Below are 18,889 nucleotides of genomic sequence, written 5' to 3'. Positions count from 1 at the left end.
TCGCATAAACCTGTACTATAGAAATACATGTCATCATGGGAGCGACGACATGCCAGTGATCGAATGCCATCTGATCGAGGGGTACGACGATGCGGCCAAATCGCGGCTGTGCGCTGCGCTGACGGATGCCGTGAGGATCGTCGTGCCTGCCCCCGCCGAATCGGTGACGGTATTGCTCCACGAAGTGTCCGCCAGTGCCTACATGCGGGGCGGGACGCACCGCACGCCGGCGCCCGCCCTTCCGGACCCCGCACAAACAGTACGCGCATTCCTCGATGCGATGGAGGCGCGCGATCTTGAAAGCGCCCGCAACATGTTGGGCGCGGGTTTCACGATGACATTTCCCGGCACGGACCCCATGACGTCATTGGATGCGCTGGTTGCCTGGGCGGCGCCGCGCTACCGATTTGTCACGAAATCCTACACCGCGTTCGAATGCCTGCCCTCGCAAGACGAACACGCGATCGTCTATTGCCGCGGCACATTATCCGGCGAATGGCCCGATGGCACGGCCTTTGATGGCATCCGTTTTATCGACCGCTTTGAAGTCATGCAGGGGCTTTTGACCCGCCAGGACGTCTGGAACGACATCGCCGAAACCCGAGGGACATCATGACCACCGACATCGACCCCATTACCCTGGCCGTGCTTGCGGGAAGGATGGAGCAGATTGCCGACGAAATGGATGCAACGCTTTTCCGCGCCGCATTCAATCCGATCATAGCGGAGGCACATGATGCTTCTCACGGTCTTTACCACGCAAACAGCGGCGATACGCTTGTGCAGGGGAAATCGGGTCTTCCTATCTTTGTCGGCGTCATGTCGTTTGCCGTGAAGGCCGTGATCGACAAGGCAGCACAGAACGGGGATCTGGAAGACGGTGACATCTATATCTTCAACGATGCGCATCTCGGTGGCACCCATCTGAGCGACATGCGCCTTGTCAGGCCCTATTTTCACAAGGGAAAGTTGTTTTGCTATCTTGCCTCCGTCGGGCACTGGCACGATGTCGGCGGTGCGGTTCCGGGCAACTACAACCCTGCCGCAACGGATGCGTTTCAGGAGGCGTTTGTCCTGCCGCCCGTCCGCTTGGCCAAGGCGGGGAAGATGCAGACCGACATCATCGACATTCTGATGCGCAACACGCGCTTGCCACAATCGGCCCAAGGAGACTTGAACGGGCAACTTGGCGCGCTTGATCTTGGCGTTAGGCGGATGGATGAGCTGCTCGGGGAATATGGCCCCGACACCGTACGCCATGCTCTCGACGCTTTGCAGGACCGCGCGGAAATGCTGATGCAGGCAGAGCTTCGGGCGCTGCCGGACGGGCGATGGGAAGCATTGGACTATCTCGACAACGACGGCATCACCGACAGTGCCCTGCCGATCAAAGTGGCGCTCGAGATTTCCGGTGACACGATGACACTCGACTTCGAGGGAACTGCGCCGCGGTGCGCGGGTCCGGTCAACATCGCGTTGCCCACCGCGGTTGCCACGGCCTATGTGGCGATCAAACACATCTTTCCCGCGCTGCCTGCCAACGCCGGTGTGATGCGGCCTGTATCGGTAAAAATTCCCGAAGGATCACTGCTGTCAGCGCCGTTTCCCGCCCCCGTTGGCGGCTATACAGAGACAATATTGCGCATGATCGACGTGATATTTTCCGCAGCAGCCCATGCAGCACCCGAACGGGTCGTCGCAAACGCCTACGGCACGATCAACGCGCTGTCGATTTCGGGCACACGTGCCAACGGGAGCCCGTGGGTCATGTTCAGCTTTTATGGCGGAGGTCACGGCGGCTCGTCCGAAGGGGACGGGCTGAACCATGGCAACGCGCCCATATCGACAGCGACAATCCCTCCGCTGGAAATACTCGAAGCCGCATACCCCATCATGTTCCGCGAATGGGCCCTGCGCCCCGATAGTGCGGGCGCAGGCAAACACCGCGGAGGCATGGGCGCGCGCTACGAGATCGAAGTGCTGGAAGGTAATGGCGCAAAGGCCTTTTTGTTCGGCGAGCGCGGTCGCTATGCCCCGCAGGGGGTCGCAGGCGGCCATGAGGCTGCGCTGAACGTCTTTTCCTATGAGCAGACAGACGGCTGGCATGTACCGCCAATGGCGTCGAAAATGGTCGGCATCAGGCTCGAACAGGGGCAATCGGTGCGGCTCGATACACCCGGCGGAGGCGGATATGGACCGCCACAGGACCGTGCCGCCGACGCGATCGCGCGCGACGTGTCCGATGGTTTTGTGAGTGCCGACACCGCGGATGAAACCTATGGCAAAGCGTGGCAGGAGGTTTCGGAATGAAAGGCAACATGATCGGGGTGGACGTCGGCGGCACGTTCACCGACATTTTTGTTCTGGACGAAGAAACCGGTACCGCACGTGTGGCCAAGGTCCCAACCAGCCGCCCGGACCAATCCGCCGGATTTCTCGAAGGCATCGGCGCGAGCGTGGACGACCTGTCGAATGTGTCGGTGGTGGTGCACGGCACGACTGCTGGCACGAATGCGCTGCTGGAACGCAAGGGGGCGCGGATCGGGGTCATCACGACGATGGGACTGCGCGATGTGCTCGAAATGCGCCGTCGCGATCGCCCCCGCACGTGGGGCCTTCGCGGTAATTTTGATCCGGTTGTTGCGCGATCCCTGAGGTTGGAGGTGCCAGAGCGCACGCTGGCGGACGGCACGATCCGGCAACCTGTCGACCTCGACGCCGTCCGTGCACAAGCGCAACAGTTGCGCGATGAGGGCTGCGAAGCCGTAGCCGTCCTCTTCGCCAACGCTTACGCCAACCCCGAGAACGAAAGACGCGCGGTCGAAACGGTGCGCGGCATGTGGCCGAACGCGCATGTGTCGTGTTCCTCCGAAATCCTGCCCGAAATCCGTGAGTTCGAACGCTTCAGCACCACGGCATTGAATGCCTACCTGCAACCGGAAGTGTCCGGCTATCTCAGCAGGCTTGAGCAAGCGCTGAAATCAGGCGGCTTTGCGGGCGAGTTCATGATCGTACAGTCCAATGGTGGTGTCATGGATGTGGCCACCGCAGCACGGTTGCCGATCCGGACCGCATTGTCCGGCCCCGCCGCAGGTGTCATCGCGGCAGGATATATTGCGCAGGCGGCCGGGTTCCCCGATGTCATCACCGGGGACATGGGCGGCACGTCATTCGACGTCTCGCTCATTGCCGGCGGCGACAGCATGCTCAGCCCGCAAACATCGATCGATTTTGGTATGGTCGTGCGGACCCCGATGATCGAGATCACGACGATCGGTGCCGGCGGAGGTTCGATTGCATGGGTGGACAAAGGCGGGCTGCTCAATATCGGTCCCGAAAGTGCGGGTTCCACGCCGGGGCCGGTGGCGTACGGTATGGGCAATACCCGTCCAACAGTGACGGATGCGAATGTCGTTCTGGGCCGGATCGACCCGGACAATCCCATCGGCGGGAAACTTGAAAAGCTGGACGTCGAAGCGGCCCGTCAAGCGATCGCGGAGCATGTGGGCGCGCCGCTCAATCTGGACCCACTGCACGCGGCCGAAGCAATCTTGCGCGTCGCGAACAGCCGCATGGCCGGGGCCTTGCGACTTGTCTCCATCGAGCGGGGGTTCGACCCTAAGCGGTTTGCGTTCATGCCCTTCGGCGGAGGCGGCGCGCTGCATGCGGGCGCCATGCTCGATGATGTGGGTCTCGCCCGCGCGATTGTGCCGCGCTATCCCGGCGTGACGTCGGCGATGGGCTGCGTCATTGCGGATATGCGGCAGGATTTTGTGCAAACCGTGAACGCAATGGTCGATGGTATGGATACATCAATGCTCGGGACGCATATGCAGTCGCACGTCGACGACGGCATGGCGATGCTTGACGCGGCGCAGACCCGTTTTGAAAGTCGCGACATCGGCTTCACGCTGGACATGGCCTATCTGGGTCAGACCCATACGGTCAGCGTTCCGCTCGAGGTAACGGTGACGGACGGCAAGGTCGCGGCCCCCACGGTCGATGACATAAAGGCCGCATTTGATGCGGCTTATCTCGCGACTTACGGAAGACTGCTGGAGAACGGCACACGGCGCGTGATGAATCTACGCAGCGCGGTGACCGGCAAAAGACCACGTTTCGATCTCGAAACGCTGACGCCCGAAGGCGGCTCTGTCGAGGCGGCGTTCAATGGCATGCGACCGGTCTATTTCGCCGGAGAGTGGCACGATACCCGTCTCTACAAAAGGCTTGAGCTGCCCGTCGGCGCAAAAATTCCCGGCCCCGCGATACTCGAACAACCCGATACGACAGTTCTGATCGAACCCGGCCTTACCGGGCGCGTGGATGAATACGGCAATACGATCATCGAAAGGGCGCAGACATGATACCGCAGCGAACGGCTTTGCTGACAATCGACTTGCAGAACGATTTTTTGCATCCTGACGGCGCGTACGGCCGCGCGGATCAGGGTTCTGCGGCAATCACGGCCCTGCCAGACCGGATTTTGCCGTTGAAGGACGCTCTGATCAACGCAGGCGGTTTCTATATCTCAGCCCAGTTCACCCTTATAGCCGGTCGTGACGGTGAGCCGTTGATCGCGGATCACCTCAAGAAGCTGCGACCGTTCCTGAAGAAAGGTGACTTCGCACCTAGCAGCTTTGGACATGCGTTGACTGAAACACTGGCGCCTGCAGATTTTACAATCGAGAAGGTCGCGTACTCCGCATTCTATCAGACGCGGCTGGATTACGTCATGCGTGCGGTCGGGATCGATACGCTCATCATCGGCGGCATCGTCACCAACGGCGGCGTTGCCAGCACCGTACGTGACGCGCATCTGCGCAATATCCACACTGTCTTGCTGTCGGACGGCTGTGCCGCGTTCGACAGCGCGGTGCATGACGCGACACTTACATCGCTGGGGACCGTCACAAAAATTGCCACCTGCACGCAGGCGGCCCAGATGCTGGAAAACGCCACATGAACTTGCGCACACGCCTTACCCAGACCGATATCCTTTTGGCGCCGGGCGTCTATGACGGGCTGACCGCCGCGCTGGCCACCGATGCGGGTTTCGAGGCGCTCTATCTCTCCGGCGCCGCGGTCGCCTACACCCGGTTGGGTCGTCCGGACATTGGGCTGACAACGGCGTCCGAAATGGCAGAGACCATGGCGCTTATTGCGGATCGCTCTCCGCTGCCCGTCATCATGGACGCGGACACCGGCTTCGGGAACGCCTTGAACGCGCAGCGCACAATGCGGGTTTACGAGCGTGCCGGTGCTGCCGCCCTTCAGGTCGAAGATCAAACATACCCCAAGAAATGTGGTCATCTGTCGGACAAATCGCTCATCCCGGCCAATGAGATGTGCGGCAAAATCGCCGCGATGGTCGATGCACGCGCCCATGACACCCTGATCATTGCGCGCACCGACGCCGTTGCCGTTGAAGGGTTCGATGCCGCCGTGGACCGCGCCGCCCGGTACATCGACGCCGGCGCGGACGTTCTGTTCATCGAAGCACCGCGTGACCGCGATGAATTGATGCGCATTCCACAGACCTTCGGCGCGCAGATACCTCTGCTCGCCAATATGGTCGAAGGGGGCGCCACGCCCATGTCGTCGGCAGATGACTTGCAGGCGATGGGTTTCGATATCGCTGTCTTTCCCGGTGGTATTGTGCGGGCGCTCGCCCATACCGCAAAAGACTATTACAGCAGCCTGCGAAACCACGGCACAAATACGCCGTTCAAGGAAAGGATGTTCGATTTTGATGCGCTGAACGAGACCATCGGCACCCCGCAGATGCTCAAACTGGGGCAACGTTTTGATGGCAAGCCCTGACATTCACCCCCCTTTGGACAGTTATGATCTGGAGGTCGAAACACTCATTATCGGCGCGGGCGCCTGTGGCCTCGTCGCCGGGCTGAGCGCCCACGGGGCCGGACAGGACGTTCTGATTGTCGAAGCGGATGCCGTTCCCACCGGCTCTACCGCGCTCAGTGCCGGTCTTATCCCGGCAGCAGGAACCCGTTTTCAGCGGGCCATCGGGATCGAAGATACCGCACAGATTTTCGCGCAGGACATTCAGGACAAGGCCAGTCACGAAAATGACCCCGCATTGGTTGGGGTATTGGCTGATGGTGCTGCCGGGGTCATCGAATGGCTTGCCGATACGCACGGCCTGCCCTTCACACTCGTCGATAACTTTGACTACCCCGGGCACCAACACAAACGCATGCACGGTCTGCCCACCCGCTCCGGCGCGGAGTTGGTCGACGCATTGCGCGCGCGTGTTGATACGCTTGGCGTGCCGCTGGTGTGCAACCGGCGGGCGGTAACCCTGCATCTGGACGGCAAAACCGTGGATGGTGTAACACTGGCGCGACCCGATGGCGCAGCCGAAACCGTGCGGACGCAGCGTGTGGTGTTGGCTTGCAACGGGTTTGGCGGCAACCGGACGATGGTCAGGGACCACATGCCCGATATCGCGGATGCGCTTTGGTTCGGCCACGATGGCAATACCGGTGACGCGATCGCCTGGGGCCAGACTGCGGGCGCGCAGTTGAAGCATCTCGGCGCATATCAGGGGCACGGGAACGTCGCCTATCCTCACGGTATTCTCATCACTTGGGCCGTCATCACACAGGGCGGATTTCAGGTGAATACCAACGGCGAACGGTTCTGGAACGAAAGCCAAGGCTACTCCGAAGCCGCCCGCCACGTGCTGCGCCAACCCGAAGGCGTCGCATGGACGATCTTCGACACGCGTATCGCCGATGTCGCGCGGCAATTCGCGGACTTCAAAGAAGCCGAAAAGCAAAATGCGCTGGTCCATGCCCCCGACATTCCGTCCCTTGCAAAAATGCTCGGGCTGGAGGCCGACGCGCTCACCCGCACTTTCGATCAAATTCCGGCAAGTGGTACAGATGCCCTTGGTAGATCATGGGATACCGCACCATCGCGTACGGACCTTGTGGCCGTGAAGGTGACCGGCGCCCTGTTCCATACTCAGGGCGGGTTGGTCATCGACCCCGAAACGGCCAAGGTCCGGCACACGGACGGCGACACCTTCGCCAACCTCTACGCAGCCGGCGGCGCGGCCTGCGGTGTGTCCGGTGCCGGCGACAGCGGATATCTTTCGGGAAATGGGCTGCTTGCTGCGGTCGTTCTGGGGTATATCGCTGGGCGCTGCTAACAGCGGCTTGCGGCTCCACGGAATGTGTTGAATTCCTGCCCGTTATCGGGTCAGTTTGCGCAGGATCGGGCACCGCCTCACCAATCGGGAAATCACCATGAAAACCGTCATCACCTATGGCACTTTTGATTTGTTCCATGTGGGCCACGTGCGCCTGCTGCGACGACTGCGGGCCTTGGGCGACCGGCTGATCGTCGGGTGCTCAACGGACGAATTCAACGACATCAAAGGCAAACAATCGATCTTCAGCTATGACGACCGGAGCGAGATCGTCAAATCGTGTGAATATGTCGATGACGTTTTTCCCGAAAACAACTGGGACCAGAAGGTCGACGACGTAATCAAATACAAGGCCGACATCTTTGCCATGGGGGATGACTGGATCGGGAAATTCGACTTTCTCGAAGCGCAAACCGGCTGCACGGTGACCTACCTCGCCCGGACACCCGATATCTCTACGACGCAGGTCAAAAGCGTCGTTGCCAAGATCGATGAAGAGCGCAAAGCGGCATTGGTCAACCAGATCTCGGCCCTTTTGGATCACGTCCAAAAACTGTAGGTCGGCCCGACAGACCCCGGCGGCGCGTGCTCTATCAGTGTTGCTTGCGCCACTGCGAGGGCGAAACCCCGCAGACCCGCGCAAATTCCCGATTGAAGTTCGATTTCGTTGCAAAACCCGCAGCCAGTGAGACCGTCAGGATCGTATCGTCGGTGGATTTCAGCAGCTGACACGCGTCCTTGACCCGGTATTCGTTCACAAACTGGGACACGCTCAAACCTGCGCTGCGATTTATCGCGTTCGAAACCTGCCGGTCCGGCAGACCCAACTTGCGGCTCAGGCGTCGCAGGCTCAGTTCCTTACTCCGGTGCAGTCCCTCGCGGGTGAACAGCGTGTCGAGGCGCGCGATAATCTCGGCGTCCGCTTCCAATACGGTGGCGTCCGGTATTTCTGGATCACTCTCTGCTTGAGCAGACCCGACTGACACCCGCCCGAACGCCGCAGAGGCGCCGATGAGCACGACAAAGAGCGATTGCAGGACACCGACAGTAAACCCGACGGTTTCACCGCCCGTCGTGATGAAATCGAAAATGATATAGATATCCGTCAGCCCGGAGGCGATCAGCGTCGCGCCAGTCACGGCCATCGCAGCGACGATCTGGCGCGATTGGCCCAGTGGTGACAGCGCGACCTGATCAACCCCGCGCAGCGCGGTGGCGACGAGCAACCCGCCAAAGCCCAGATATGCCAGCAAAATCAGACCATCCGCGAATTCTTCCGCAAACAAAAGCGCGCACCAACACAGCCCAAGCACCGCAAAAGGCCAAAGGCGGCGCCCGCGAACCGGCCCCTTCAACGCCACATAAGCCAGGTAGGCGACAACCGGCAGAACAGGAGCGACAAATGCCACGAACCGGCCCGCCGCTTCCACGCCATACCCCCAGCGCAACGTGATGAGACACGATTGCAGCGCGTAAAGGCCAATAAGCACCAGAAACAGTCGATGCGGCGTTTTTTCCAGATCTTGTGACCGGGCGAACCAGACAAATATCCCGATCAGAATACACGCCGAAAAAAGGGAAAGGGGCACAAAAATCATGTTTCTATCGGTCTGTTGACGTTGAGGATACATATCCTTTATCGCGATGCAGGGCGACCTTGATCGCGTTCGAGGACGAAGGAGCGTGGGCGATACGGCAAAACGAAAGCCGGTCAACAAAACAGGAAATGTTCCATGCCCCCCATTGCCACCCTCCTCAAAACCACCGCCGCTGCCGTGCTGATTGGTGCAGCCACGTTAGGTACTTACGAAATCATGCGCCCGCCGTTTGACGGCGAAGCGGGCATTACTTACGGCAAGGCCTTTGCTCCGGCACGCGGACAAAATGTCGACTTTCACGTCTGGTACCCGGCACATCCGGGCGGCAAAAAGGTGTCCGTCGGCGGCAACGGCGTATTTTACGGAACCGACGCCGGACGCGGCGCCCCGCAAAAGGACGGGCAGTTTCCGGTCATCATCATGTCGCACGGGGCCGGTGGCAACGCCGGACAATTCGGTTGGATCGCATCGCGTCTTGCCGAGGCGGGCTATGTCGTGGTTCTGCCAAATCACCCCGGCACAACCACTGGCAATGCCTCCGCCGAAGCGGCGGTGCGTGTCTGGGAACGGCCCGCCGATATCACCGCTGTGCTGGATGAAATTATAAACAACGCAGCTGCCTACCCCTTTATGGATACCGACCGGATTGCGACGCTGGGCTTTTCAGCGGGGGGATATACCTCGCTTGCATTGGCCGGTGCCCGGGTCGATCCTGAACGGCTGCAACGGTTTTGCGACGACACCGGTCACGGCATGTCCGATTGCGCCTTCCTCGCGCATTTCGGCATTGATCTGCACAGCATCGATCTTTCTCCGGCCGCGGCGGACCTGCGCGACCCCCGTATTTCTGCGGCAGTTGTTGTCGACCCCGGTATTGTCAGCACCCTGACGGAGCAGAGCCTGAGCGAAATTGCGATACCGATGCTTATACTCAATCTGGGTGACGCAGACCTGATCCCCGCAGGCGTTGATGCCCGTGACGCGGCCAACCTGATCGCAACAGCATCATATAGAATTGTGCCGGACGCCACGCATTTCAGCTTTCTGGCCGAGTGCAAAGCGAAAGGACCCACGATCCTCGAAAGAGAGGGCGAACTGGACGCGCTGTGTGACGATGCCGGTGGCCGGTCACGGGAGGAGATTCATGCGGAGCTGGCCGGGATCATTCTGGCCTATCTGGGGGATCGCCTTTGATGCGCGCAGAAAGGCCGTTGCGTTCCCCAAAATTATTGACAGAACGCGGCGCGTCTTCATACCATTTGCACACAAATGATCTGTCCGGAGCACGCGATGACCTATCACGCCCCCACAACGCTCGATGCCGCTTTGCAGGTTGCAGCGCGCGCCGGTGGCAAAGTGGTGGCAGGCGGCACGGATGTTTACCCATCGGCCCGACAGGGCGTGCAGCCTGACCATTATCTGGACGTGACGCGCATCGCCGATCTGAAGGCGATTGAACGGGCGACGGACGGGTATACCATCGGCGCGGCGGTCACGTGGTCAGAGGTCCAGCGTGCAGACCTGCCACCCGCTTTTGACGCGCTGAGACAGGCCGCGCGCGAAGTGGGCAGTGTCCAGATCCAGAACGCCGGCACGGTTGTAGGAAACATCTGCAATGCATCGCCCGCTGCCGACGGCGTGCCACCGCTCATGGTACTGGACGCGCATGTCGATCTGGCGAGCGCCGCACGCGGCAAACGACGTGTACCGCTTGAGGAGTTTCTCAAAGGCGTTCGCAGCACCGATCTGGCACCGGACGAGCTGGTCACCGGCATTTTTGTGCCCACCCCGTCACCGGATGCACGATCCGCATTTGAAAAATTGGGAAGCCGACGGTACCTCGTGATTTCGATAACGATGGTGGCGGCTCTGGTTGAAACAGATGCGCAAGGCTGCATCCGAAGCGCGAAAATCAGCGTGGGCGCGGCGGCACCGACCGCGCGGCGCCTGCATGATCTTGAGCAGGCTGTTGTCGGTCTGCATCCTTCGGACCTGCACGTGAGCGAGCAACATCTTGGCCCTCTCGCTCCGATTGACGATACACGTGGCAGCGCGGCCTACCGCCGCGACGTGGCAGCAGAACAGTGCAAACGCGCGCTGCAGAAGGCTTGCGGTTATGAATGAACGTCCCCGCCTCGACGCCACCCGGTTCACGCTGGATGGCAACCCCGTGGAAGTGTTCGCAGCCCCTGGCGAAAGGCTGTCGCAGGTGCTGCGCGAAAAGCTGGATGCCCGCGACGTAAAGATCGGCTGCAACGCGGGCGACTGCGGCGCCTGTACCGTGTTGCTGGACGGTGCCCCGGTTTGTGCCTGTCTGACACCCGCACAGCAGGCACAGGATCGCCACGTGGAAACACTCCGCGGTCTGCATGCCAGCGACAAAATCGCCCCCATGCTTGCCCAGCGGTTCGCGGATCACGGTGCCGCGCAATGCGGCATTTGCATTCCGGGCATGATGGTGTCCGCCGTTGCCCTGCTCCGCCGCAACCCTGCCCCCAGTGAAACAGAGGTGGGCGATGCGCTTGGCGGCGTATTGTGCCGCTGTACCGGCTACCGCAAAATCATCGATGCGGTGATGGGGCTGCCTGCGCAGGCCCGTCATTCCGATGGTGCCGTGGGCGCGTCCATCGCCCGCGTGGACGGTGCTGCAAAAACCGGTGGTAAAGAGATTTTCGGGGATGACATCGCCCCCCCCGGCACGCTCGAAATTTTTGTGGTGCGCGCCCCCCATCACCGCGCAAAATTCACGCTGGGGGACTGCGACGCCTTTGCAGCACAAACGCGTGGCATCACGTCAGTGCTGACTGCGCGCGACGTTCCGGGTCGCAACCTGCACGGTGTGATCCCGCAGTTCATGGACCAGCCGGTTTTTGCCACGGACGAAACACGGTTTCGGGGCGAAGCGGTCGCGGCCGTGGTTGGCACCCCTGAAGCCATCGCCGCCTTTGATCCCACCCGATTTCCGGTCACGTGGGAGCCGCTTGACGCGCTGACCGATATCGCTCAGGCGCAGGCGGAGGACGCGCCATGCCTGCACATGGAGCGCGAAAGGAACGTGATGTGCACCGGCCTTGTCGAACACGGCGATGCGGACGCCGCCATGCGCGCCGCGGACGTGACGGTGGAGGGGCATTTCAAAAGCGGTTTTGTCGAGCATGCCTACATAGAGCCCGAAGCAGGATACGCGAGGCTGGTCGACGGACGGCTCGAGTTGCACGTGTGCACACAGGCGCCGGTCATGAACCTTGATGCCCTCGAAATCATCACAGGCATGTCGCGCAGGGATATTCGCATCCGCCCCACAAGCGTGGGCGGCGGATTTGGCGCCAAGCTCGACCTGACTGTACACCCGTATCTTGCCCTCGCCGCGATAAAGACAGGGCAGCCTGTGCGGCTTGCCTACGGGCGGGTTGAATCGATGCAATCCTCAACCAAACGGCACCCGTCGGACATTCACATGAAAATAGGGGCAGATCACGAAGGCCGCGTGGTTGCCGCCACGTTCGATGGCAGTTTCGACACCGGCGCCTATGCCAGCTGGGGCCCCACGGTTGCCAATCGCGTGCCTGTACACGCCTCCGGTCCGTACCGCGTGCCGCACTACCGCGCGCGCAGCAAAGGTGTCCACACAAACCAACCCCCATCCGGCGCATTCCGCGGGTTTGGCGTCCCCCAATCGGCAATCGCTCAGGAAAGCCTGTTTGATGAATTGGCCGACAAGCTGGGGATAGACCGTTTGGAATTTCGCATCCGGAACGCGCTTCGCAATGGCCAGCCGACGGTATGTGGACAGGTGTTTGAACAGGGCGTCGGGATCGAGGCGTGCCTGACTGCATTGCGCACCGCCTGGCAATCCGAACGCGCCGACTGCGCGTCCTTCAATGCACAGCACCGGCATCGCAGACGGGGTGTCGGGGTCGCGGGGGGCTGGTATGGCTGCGGCAACACGTCCCTGCCCAATCCCTCCACCATCAAGTGCGGATTACGCGTGGATGGCACGGTCGTCCTTCATCAGGGTGCCGTGGACATCGGTCAGGGCTCGAACACCGTCATATCACAGATTTTTGCGACGGCACTCGGCGTTCCTGTAGAGAGCATCGAACGCGTGTGCCCAGATACCGATCTTACGCCGGACGCTGGCAAAACTTCCGCATCCCGCCAGACATTCGTCACCGGCAACGCCGCCTTGCGGGCGGCAACGCAGCTCAGAACAGAAATTCTCAAACGCATGAACGCAGCGCAGGATGCGAAGGTGATTTTGGTTTCAGGCGCCGTGACAGCAACAGACGCCGCAGGCACACACCGTCTGGACTTGGCCGATCTGCCGACCAATCCCGATGGATATGTCCTGCAGGCGCAGGCCAGTTACGATCCCCCGACGCGCCCGATGGACGCGCTTGGCCAAGGCCACCCGTATGCCCAGTTCGGGTACGCCGCCCATCTGGTGGTGGTCGAAGTCGATACCGCGATGGGCACAACACGTGCAATCCGCGCCGTGGCGGCGCACGATGTCGGAAAGGCCATCAATCCCGTCCTTGTCGAAGGACAGGTACACGGCGGTTTCGCACAGGGCCTGGGCATGGCGCTGATGGAAGAATACCTGCCCGGCCGCACCGAAAACCTGCATGATTATCTGATCCCGACAATCGGGGATATCCCACCCATCGAAACCGTCATCATAGAAGAGCCCGACGCGCACGGACCATACGGCGCCAAGGGTCTGGGCGAACATGCCCTTATTCCGACGGCACCTGCCATCCTGAACGCGATCCATGATGCCACCGGCGCGCGCATCACATCGGTGCCCGCAACGCCCGAACGTGTCCGCGCGGCCATTCGGGGTCTGGACGCATGACCGAAAGCGCCAATCCCGAAAAGATCCGCTGCGATGCCTGTCCGGTCATGTGCTATATCGCGCAAGGAAAATCCGGGGCCTGCGACCGTTACGCAAACCACGCCGGAGAGCTTGTCCGCCTTGATCCCCTGACAATCATCGAACACGGCGACGCCAAGCTGGTGCCGTTTCTGAAAGACAGCGACCCGCAGGATTGGGACGGAAATATCGTCAACGCAAATCGCCCCTTCGTGACGGCCGTCGGTGCCGGTACCACCTATCCGGACTATAAACCCGCCCCCTTCATCGTCGCGCAGGACATCGCAGGAGTGGACATGGTGACAGTCGTTACCGAAGGCATCTTTTCCTACTGTGGTGTGAAGGTGAAAATCGATACCGACCGGCACATCGGCCACGAGAGAGACGTGGTTTACGCCGATGGCGAACCGATCGGCCACATCATGACGTCCGAATACGGTTCAAAGATGCTTTCGCTTGGTGGCGTCGAACATCTGACCGGCGGCAGCAAGAAGGAGGGGCGGGTCACCTGTGACGCGCTCTTGCGGCTGTGCAATCGTGACCCCGTCACCATGACCATCGGCGAAGATGACCACCGGACCGAAGTGGTGGTGCAGGCCGGAGCCGCACCGATTATCAACGGCACACCGGAAAAGCTCATGCGTGTGGGCTGCGGGTCCGCGACGATCGGCATGTTTGCGAAGCAATGGCTCGGCCACGCCGATGATGTTGTTGTGGTGGATGATCATATCACCGGCGTTCTGTCAGAGCATCAGGCGGGCAAGGAACTGGACGTGCCGGCAACCGGGATCAAGATCAAAGGCCGCCGGTCGACACCCGGACGTTATTTTCAGGTGGCCGAACCCGGAACCGGTTGGGGCGGAACCGACATCGACGATCCGCTGACCATTCTCGGCCCCTTCAACCCAAAGATCGCGTGGCCGGGATTGCGGCTGCTGATGGTTTCGACGACGGGCGAACAGTTTGGCTACTACGTGCTCGACGATGACTTGCATCCGCAGCCCGCTGCCATGCCCGCCGCACTTGCCGCATCCACCGAACTGATTGCGGAAAACTGTGAGCCATCCATCTGTTCAGTCCTGTTCATGGGCGGCGCCGGTGGCAGTCTGCGTGCCGGAGTGACAGAAAACCCGGTGCGGCTGACACGGTCGGTCAAGGATGCGCTCACCCATGTGTCATGCGGCGGCGCGCAGGCTTACGTGTGGCCCGGTGGCGGCATCACGGTGATGGTCGATGTGCTGGATATGCCGACGCAATCGTTCGGATACGTGCCCACCCCCGCGCTTGTCGCTCCGATCGAATTTACCCTGCGGATCAGCGATTACGAGACATTGGGCGGTCACATGGGCGATGTGCAGTCACTTGCCGAGGTGGCGAGCGCGCCTATGCGCAGGGTTGCTCCGGGCGCGTTGGGACATGACCCCATGGATTCCACGCACTACCGTTGGTCGCGTGATCGCGAACAATGATGGGACCGACGTCTGTGATATTGTCCTGTGGCACCCGTTTGCATTTGCAACATGGGCCCATCGACCTGATCATCGGCGCGGAGGGTGACAGACACGCCGCATTTGACGCGGCCCGTGCCCGCTTTGCATCCGTGTTGGATGAATTGGTCGACGAACTGCCCGCATTGCGACGCCCGATGACCCCAGAAACCCCTCGATTCAACGGCTCAATCGCACAGCTGATGTTCGATGCGGTATTGCCCCATGCGGGGTCGCTGTTTGTCACACCGATGGCGGCAGTCGCAGGGGCGGTAGCCGATACGGTGCTGGCCGCCATGGCTGCGGCGACCGGAAACCTGTCACGGGCCTATGTCAACAACGGCGGCGATATTGCCGTCCACCTTGAACCCGGCGCATCGTTTCAAATCGCCATGGCCGGGGCAGACAACAGCGGTTTGGGCCAGCTGCGGTTGTCACACGGAGACGGGGCACGCGGCATCGCGACCAGCGGCCGGCTCGGGCGCAGCCTAAGCCTCGGCATCGCCGATAGCGTCACGGTCACCGCCAGAAGCGCCGCCGCCGCCGACGTTGCCGCGACCCTGATTGCGAATGCAGTCGATCTGCCCGATCATCCGGGCATCGGGCGCGCACTGGCCGAGGACATTGACCCCGATACCGATCTGACCGGTCATTTCGTGACGACCGCCTGCCCCCGACTACCGCCTTCGGATGTGAACACCGCGCTGGCACGTGGTCTTGAGACTGCCCGCCGCATGCAAAATAATGGCCTGATCGACGCAGCGGCGCTTTTCCTGCAGGGCCAGTGCATGACAGTCGCATTACCCGAAACCCCCGAATTCGAAAGGACACCGCTCTATGCCTGACGTCGTTCTGCGCAAGACGATCTACGCCACCGAAGAGATATTTCACGAAGGCGGGCCCGTCCCTGCAAAATCCTTGCGCCGCGCATCCGCTCTGGCGGTCATCACCAATCCGTTTGCTGGACGCTATGTCGAGGACATTCAACCCTTCATGGACGATCTCAAGCCCCTCGGCTTGCAAATGGCGCAAAACCTCGTGGACCTGCTGGGCGGCGCGGACCAGATCGAAGGCTACGGCAAAGGGGCCTTGATCGGCGCTGCCGGAGAGTTGGAGCATGGCGCGTTGTGGCACGCACCGGGCGGGTATGCGATGCGCGAACTTCTACACGATTCAAATGCCATCGTGCCGTCCACAAAGAAGGTGACCGGCGTGGGGGGCCGGTTGGACATTCCCATCACACATATCAACGCATCCTACGTGCGTAGCCATTTTGACAGTATGGAAGTGGGCGGCAATGACTGCCCGCGCGCGGATGAATTGGTGCTGGCGCTGGTGATGAGTACTGGTGCACGGATCCACAACAGGGCAGGCGGACTGGCCGCCGCCGATATCACCGGAAAGGATGGTCTGAGATGACAGCCGCCATTCGCAAGATTGCCGTCACGATCGAAGAAACCCACCGCGAGGCCGGGCGGGCCATCGCTCCTCCCACGCGCAAGGCCGTTGCGGTCGCGGTCATCGATAACCCTTTCGCGGGCGCCTACGTTGATGATCTCACACCGCTTATGGACATCGGCGCCGAACTTGGCGCGTTGCTTGGCAAACGGTGCGTTGAGGCGCTGGGGATCGCGCCTGCCGCGGCCCAAAGCTACGGTAAATCGGCGATGGTGGGTGAAAACGGCGAACTGGAACATGCCGCCGCAATCCTGCATCCGAAATTGGGCGCACCGCTCAGATCTGCGGTGGAAAAGGGCGCGGCACTCGTTGCGTCATCGAAAAAGATGGGCAGTCCCGGACAGGTCCTCGATGTACCGATCGGCCACAAAGATGCCGCTTACGTCCGCAGCCATTTTGACGGGATCGAGGTCCAACTGAACGACGCACCGCGCGCGAATGAAATCATGGTTGCCGTCGCGGTCACGGACAGCGGCAGGCCCCTGCCCCGTGTGGGCGGTCTGACACACGAAGATGCCGAGGGCCAAGATGGGCTCAGATGAAGCGGCAGCGACGCTCCAGCGCGACTACGTGCTGGATGTGCAGGTCGGTTACCTGCTGCGCTTGGCGAGCCAACGTCACGCCGCCATCTTTCAACGGCACGCGATCGACAATCTCACGCCAACGCAGTTCTCCACCCTGATCCGGATCGCCGAAACCGGCGAGGTGTCTCAAAACCATCTGGGACGACTGGCCGCGATGGACGTGGCCACGATCAAGGGTGTCGTGGACCGCCTGCGCGCAAAGGGGTTGGTGCAATCGGGCCCCGATACACACGACAAGCGGCGTTCGCTGATATCGCTTACCCGAAAGGGCCGCGGGATGATTGCGCAGTTGCACGACATGGGCACCCGGATCACGGATGAAACGCTCGCGCCGCTTTCTGCACCGGAACGGCGTACATTGGTGGCGCTGCTTGCCAAAATTTCGCGGGAGTCATGAGAGCTTTTCCGGCAACCGCTGTGCGGGCGGCGTGTTTCGGCTGCGCTCGCTGCGGACTATCCCGTCGATGATGGTCATGCCCACACCAGGCAGATTGCCCAATGCGACCGAGTCCAGCATCGACTTGCCCGGCGCATGCTGCGCTTGATCGAGCAGCACGAAATCGGCAGCCATACCTTTTTCGATCAGACCGGTATCGAGCGAACGCTGACGCGCGGTATTGCCGTTGCCAAAACAGAACGCGATTTCGGCAGGCACATTGCCAAATGCGGAAAGCATCGCAATCATCCGCAGAATGCCCAACGGTTGCACACCCGATCCCGCAGGACCATCCGTGCCAAGGATCACCTGATCCAGTTTGTCCAGCTCCCGCGCCGTGTTCAACGCAAGGACCGCTGATCTTTCGTTGCCGTTGTGGACAATTTCGAACGCCGATGTGCAACTTTCGCACAGGCAAACGATCTGATCGTCAGGCAGGGCCGAATGCCCGCCATTGATATGGCCGATGACATCGGTACCGGTTTCAATCACCATATCGGCGTCGATCAGGCCGGATCCGGGAATGGACGGACCGCCCGTGTGGATCGTTGACTGGATACCGTATTTGCGCGCCCATTCGACCATCTGCCGCGCGGTTTTCCCGTCTTTGACCGTGCCCAGACCCACCTCGCCCAGCAACGTCACCCCGGCGTCGGCAAGGTCCTTGAAATCCTGCTCTTCCATCCCGTGTTCGATGACGGGCGCGCCAGCGTGGACCTTGACACCCGAGGGCCGGAAATTTTCGTACCAACGCTGCGCGGCAATGGCCATCGCCTTGAGCCCGACAATATCCTTGGGGCGGCCAGGCATGTGCACTTCGCCCGCAGAGATCAGCGTTGTCACCCCCCCATGCAACGTGCTGTCGATCCAGTGCAGTTGCTGCTGGCGCGGGGTATAGTCACCCACGACAGGGTGGATATGGCTGTCGATCAGGCCGGGGGCCAGCGTCACGCCGTGCGCGTCCACTTGCGTGGTGGCCCCTTCGCAATCCAGATCGGCCTCGGCCCCCCAGTCGGCAATCCTGCCATCAATCGCGACCAGACAGTCACCATCGAAAATCGGCTCTTCAAGCTTGCCGGACAGGATTTGTCCGATGTTGCGAATAACCAGTTTTTCCATCCCGCACATTCCTGTCCCTGAGCTAATTCCAAAGTATACGGACAGACGGACCAATCGCGTCAAGGGCCTTGTAGGCCCGTTGAAACTCATTTGCGCGCAAATGAATAAATCAATTGACAGCTCGCGGAATTATACGCCTCAATCGAGGGATGATAAG

Annotated in this window: 17 protein-coding genes; 15 read left to right on the top strand and 2 right to left on the bottom strand. The window is 61.0% G+C overall.

From position 1 onward, the window contains the following. The first annotated feature begins 49 nt into the window (after positions 1–49). From K3756_RS17955 to K3756_RS17925, 7 genes are all read left to right on the top strand, one after another. Positions 50–616, top strand: coding sequence for a tautomerase family protein (locus K3756_RS17955; RefSeq protein WP_259993630.1), 567 nt, complete (start codon positions 50–52; stop codon positions 614–616). Further along, positions 613–2,310 carry a hydantoinase B/oxoprolinase family protein gene (locus K3756_RS17950; protein WP_259993629.1) on the top strand — a complete coding sequence of 566 codons (1,698 nt, stop codon included), beginning with the start codon at positions 613–615 and terminating at the stop codon, positions 2,308–2,310. The genes K3756_RS17955 and K3756_RS17950 overlap by 4 nt, the downstream gene beginning before the upstream one ends. After that, a complete protein-coding gene (locus K3756_RS17945; RefSeq protein WP_259993628.1) occupies positions 2,307–4,367 on the top strand; it encodes a hydantoinase/oxoprolinase family protein in 2,061 nt (686 codons plus the stop codon). Before K3756_RS17950 ends, K3756_RS17945 begins: the two co-directional genes overlap by 4 nt. Continuing rightward, positions 4,364–4,966: a cysteine hydrolase family protein gene (locus tag K3756_RS17940; RefSeq protein WP_259993627.1), complete on the top strand. Its 603-nt coding sequence runs from the start codon at positions 4,364–4,366 to the stop codon at positions 4,964–4,966. Before K3756_RS17945 ends, K3756_RS17940 begins: the two co-directional genes overlap by 4 nt. Further along, complete coding sequence (locus K3756_RS17935; RefSeq protein WP_259993626.1) at positions 4,963–5,823, top strand: oxaloacetate decarboxylase; 861 nt, start codon at positions 4,963–4,965, stop codon at positions 5,821–5,823. The genes K3756_RS17940 and K3756_RS17935 overlap by 4 nt, the downstream gene beginning before the upstream one ends. Next, positions 5,810–7,177 (top strand): FAD-dependent oxidoreductase, encoded by a 1,368-nt coding sequence (locus tag K3756_RS17930; RefSeq protein ID WP_259993624.1) that lies wholly within the window; start codon positions 5,810–5,812, stop codon positions 7,175–7,177. The genes K3756_RS17935 and K3756_RS17930 overlap by 14 nt, the downstream gene beginning before the upstream one ends. Before the next feature lie 97 nt (positions 7,178–7,274). Further along, the gene (locus K3756_RS17925) at positions 7,275–7,736 is read left to right on the top strand and encodes an adenylyltransferase/cytidyltransferase family protein (protein WP_259993623.1); all 462 of its coding nucleotides are present in this window, start codon (positions 7,275–7,277) and stop codon (positions 7,734–7,736) included. A 34-nt stretch (positions 7,737–7,770) separates the two neighbouring features. Here K3756_RS17925 and K3756_RS17920 read toward each other — a convergent pair whose 3' ends face one another. Beyond that, on the bottom strand, positions 7,771–8,766 hold the full coding sequence (locus K3756_RS17920; protein ID WP_259993622.1) for an AraC family transcriptional regulator: 996 nt from the start codon (positions 8,764–8,766) through the stop codon (positions 7,771–7,773). Between the two features lie 144 nt (positions 8,767–8,910). Between K3756_RS17920 and K3756_RS17915 the strand changes: the two genes are divergently transcribed. The 8 genes from K3756_RS17915 to K3756_RS17880 all read left to right on the top strand — a co-directional run bounded on the left by K3756_RS17915 (position 8,911) and on the right by K3756_RS17880 (position 17,574). After that, complete coding sequence (locus K3756_RS17915; protein WP_259993621.1) at positions 8,911–9,969, top strand: alpha/beta fold hydrolase; 1,059 nt, start codon at positions 8,911–8,913, stop codon at positions 9,967–9,969. Between the two features lie 96 nt (positions 9,970–10,065). Beyond that, on the top strand, positions 10,066–10,899 hold the full coding sequence (locus K3756_RS17910; protein ID WP_259993620.1) for a xanthine dehydrogenase family protein subunit M: 834 nt from the start codon (positions 10,066–10,068) through the stop codon (positions 10,897–10,899). After that, positions 10,892–13,630, top strand: a complete 2,739-nt coding sequence (locus K3756_RS17905; RefSeq protein WP_259993619.1) for a molybdopterin-dependent oxidoreductase — start codon at positions 10,892–10,894, stop codon at positions 13,628–13,630. Before K3756_RS17910 ends, K3756_RS17905 begins: the two co-directional genes overlap by 8 nt. Continuing rightward, positions 13,627–15,117, top strand: a complete 1,491-nt coding sequence (locus K3756_RS17900; RefSeq protein WP_259993618.1) for a 6-hydroxynicotinate reductase — start codon at positions 13,627–13,629, stop codon at positions 15,115–15,117. Before K3756_RS17905 ends, K3756_RS17900 begins: the two co-directional genes overlap by 4 nt. Then, positions 15,114–15,980: a UPF0280 family protein gene (locus tag K3756_RS17895; RefSeq protein WP_311201711.1), complete on the top strand. Its 867-nt coding sequence runs from the start codon at positions 15,114–15,116 to the stop codon at positions 15,978–15,980. The genes K3756_RS17900 and K3756_RS17895 overlap by 4 nt, the downstream gene beginning before the upstream one ends. Then, entirely contained in the window at positions 15,973–16,554 is a 582-nt protein-coding gene (locus tag K3756_RS17890) for an amino acid synthesis family protein (RefSeq protein WP_259993956.1), read from the top strand. The genes K3756_RS17895 and K3756_RS17890 overlap by 8 nt, the downstream gene beginning before the upstream one ends. After that, a complete protein-coding gene (locus K3756_RS17885) occupies positions 16,551–17,135 on the top strand; it encodes an amino acid synthesis family protein (protein ID WP_259993955.1) in 585 nt (194 codons plus the stop codon). The genes K3756_RS17890 and K3756_RS17885 overlap by 4 nt, the downstream gene beginning before the upstream one ends. Next, positions 17,122–17,574, top strand: coding sequence for a MarR family winged helix-turn-helix transcriptional regulator (locus K3756_RS17880; RefSeq protein WP_259993954.1), 453 nt, complete (start codon positions 17,122–17,124; stop codon positions 17,572–17,574). The genes K3756_RS17885 and K3756_RS17880 overlap by 14 nt, the downstream gene beginning before the upstream one ends. Here K3756_RS17880 and K3756_RS17875 read toward each other — a convergent pair. Beyond that, positions 17,569–18,732, bottom strand: coding sequence for an amidohydrolase family protein (locus K3756_RS17875; protein WP_259993952.1), 1,164 nt, complete (start codon positions 18,730–18,732; stop codon positions 17,569–17,571). The genes K3756_RS17880 and K3756_RS17875 overlap by 6 nt on opposite strands. Positions 18,733–18,889: the final 157 nt, after the last annotated feature.

This window comes from Sulfitobacter sp. S190, assembly GCF_025141935.1.
In the GTDB taxonomy this organism is placed as follows: Bacteria; Pseudomonadota; Alphaproteobacteria; order Rhodobacterales; family Rhodobacteraceae; genus Sulfitobacter.
Note: the sequence above shows the minus strand (reverse complement) of the source record. Positions and strands in the feature narration are given on the sequence as shown.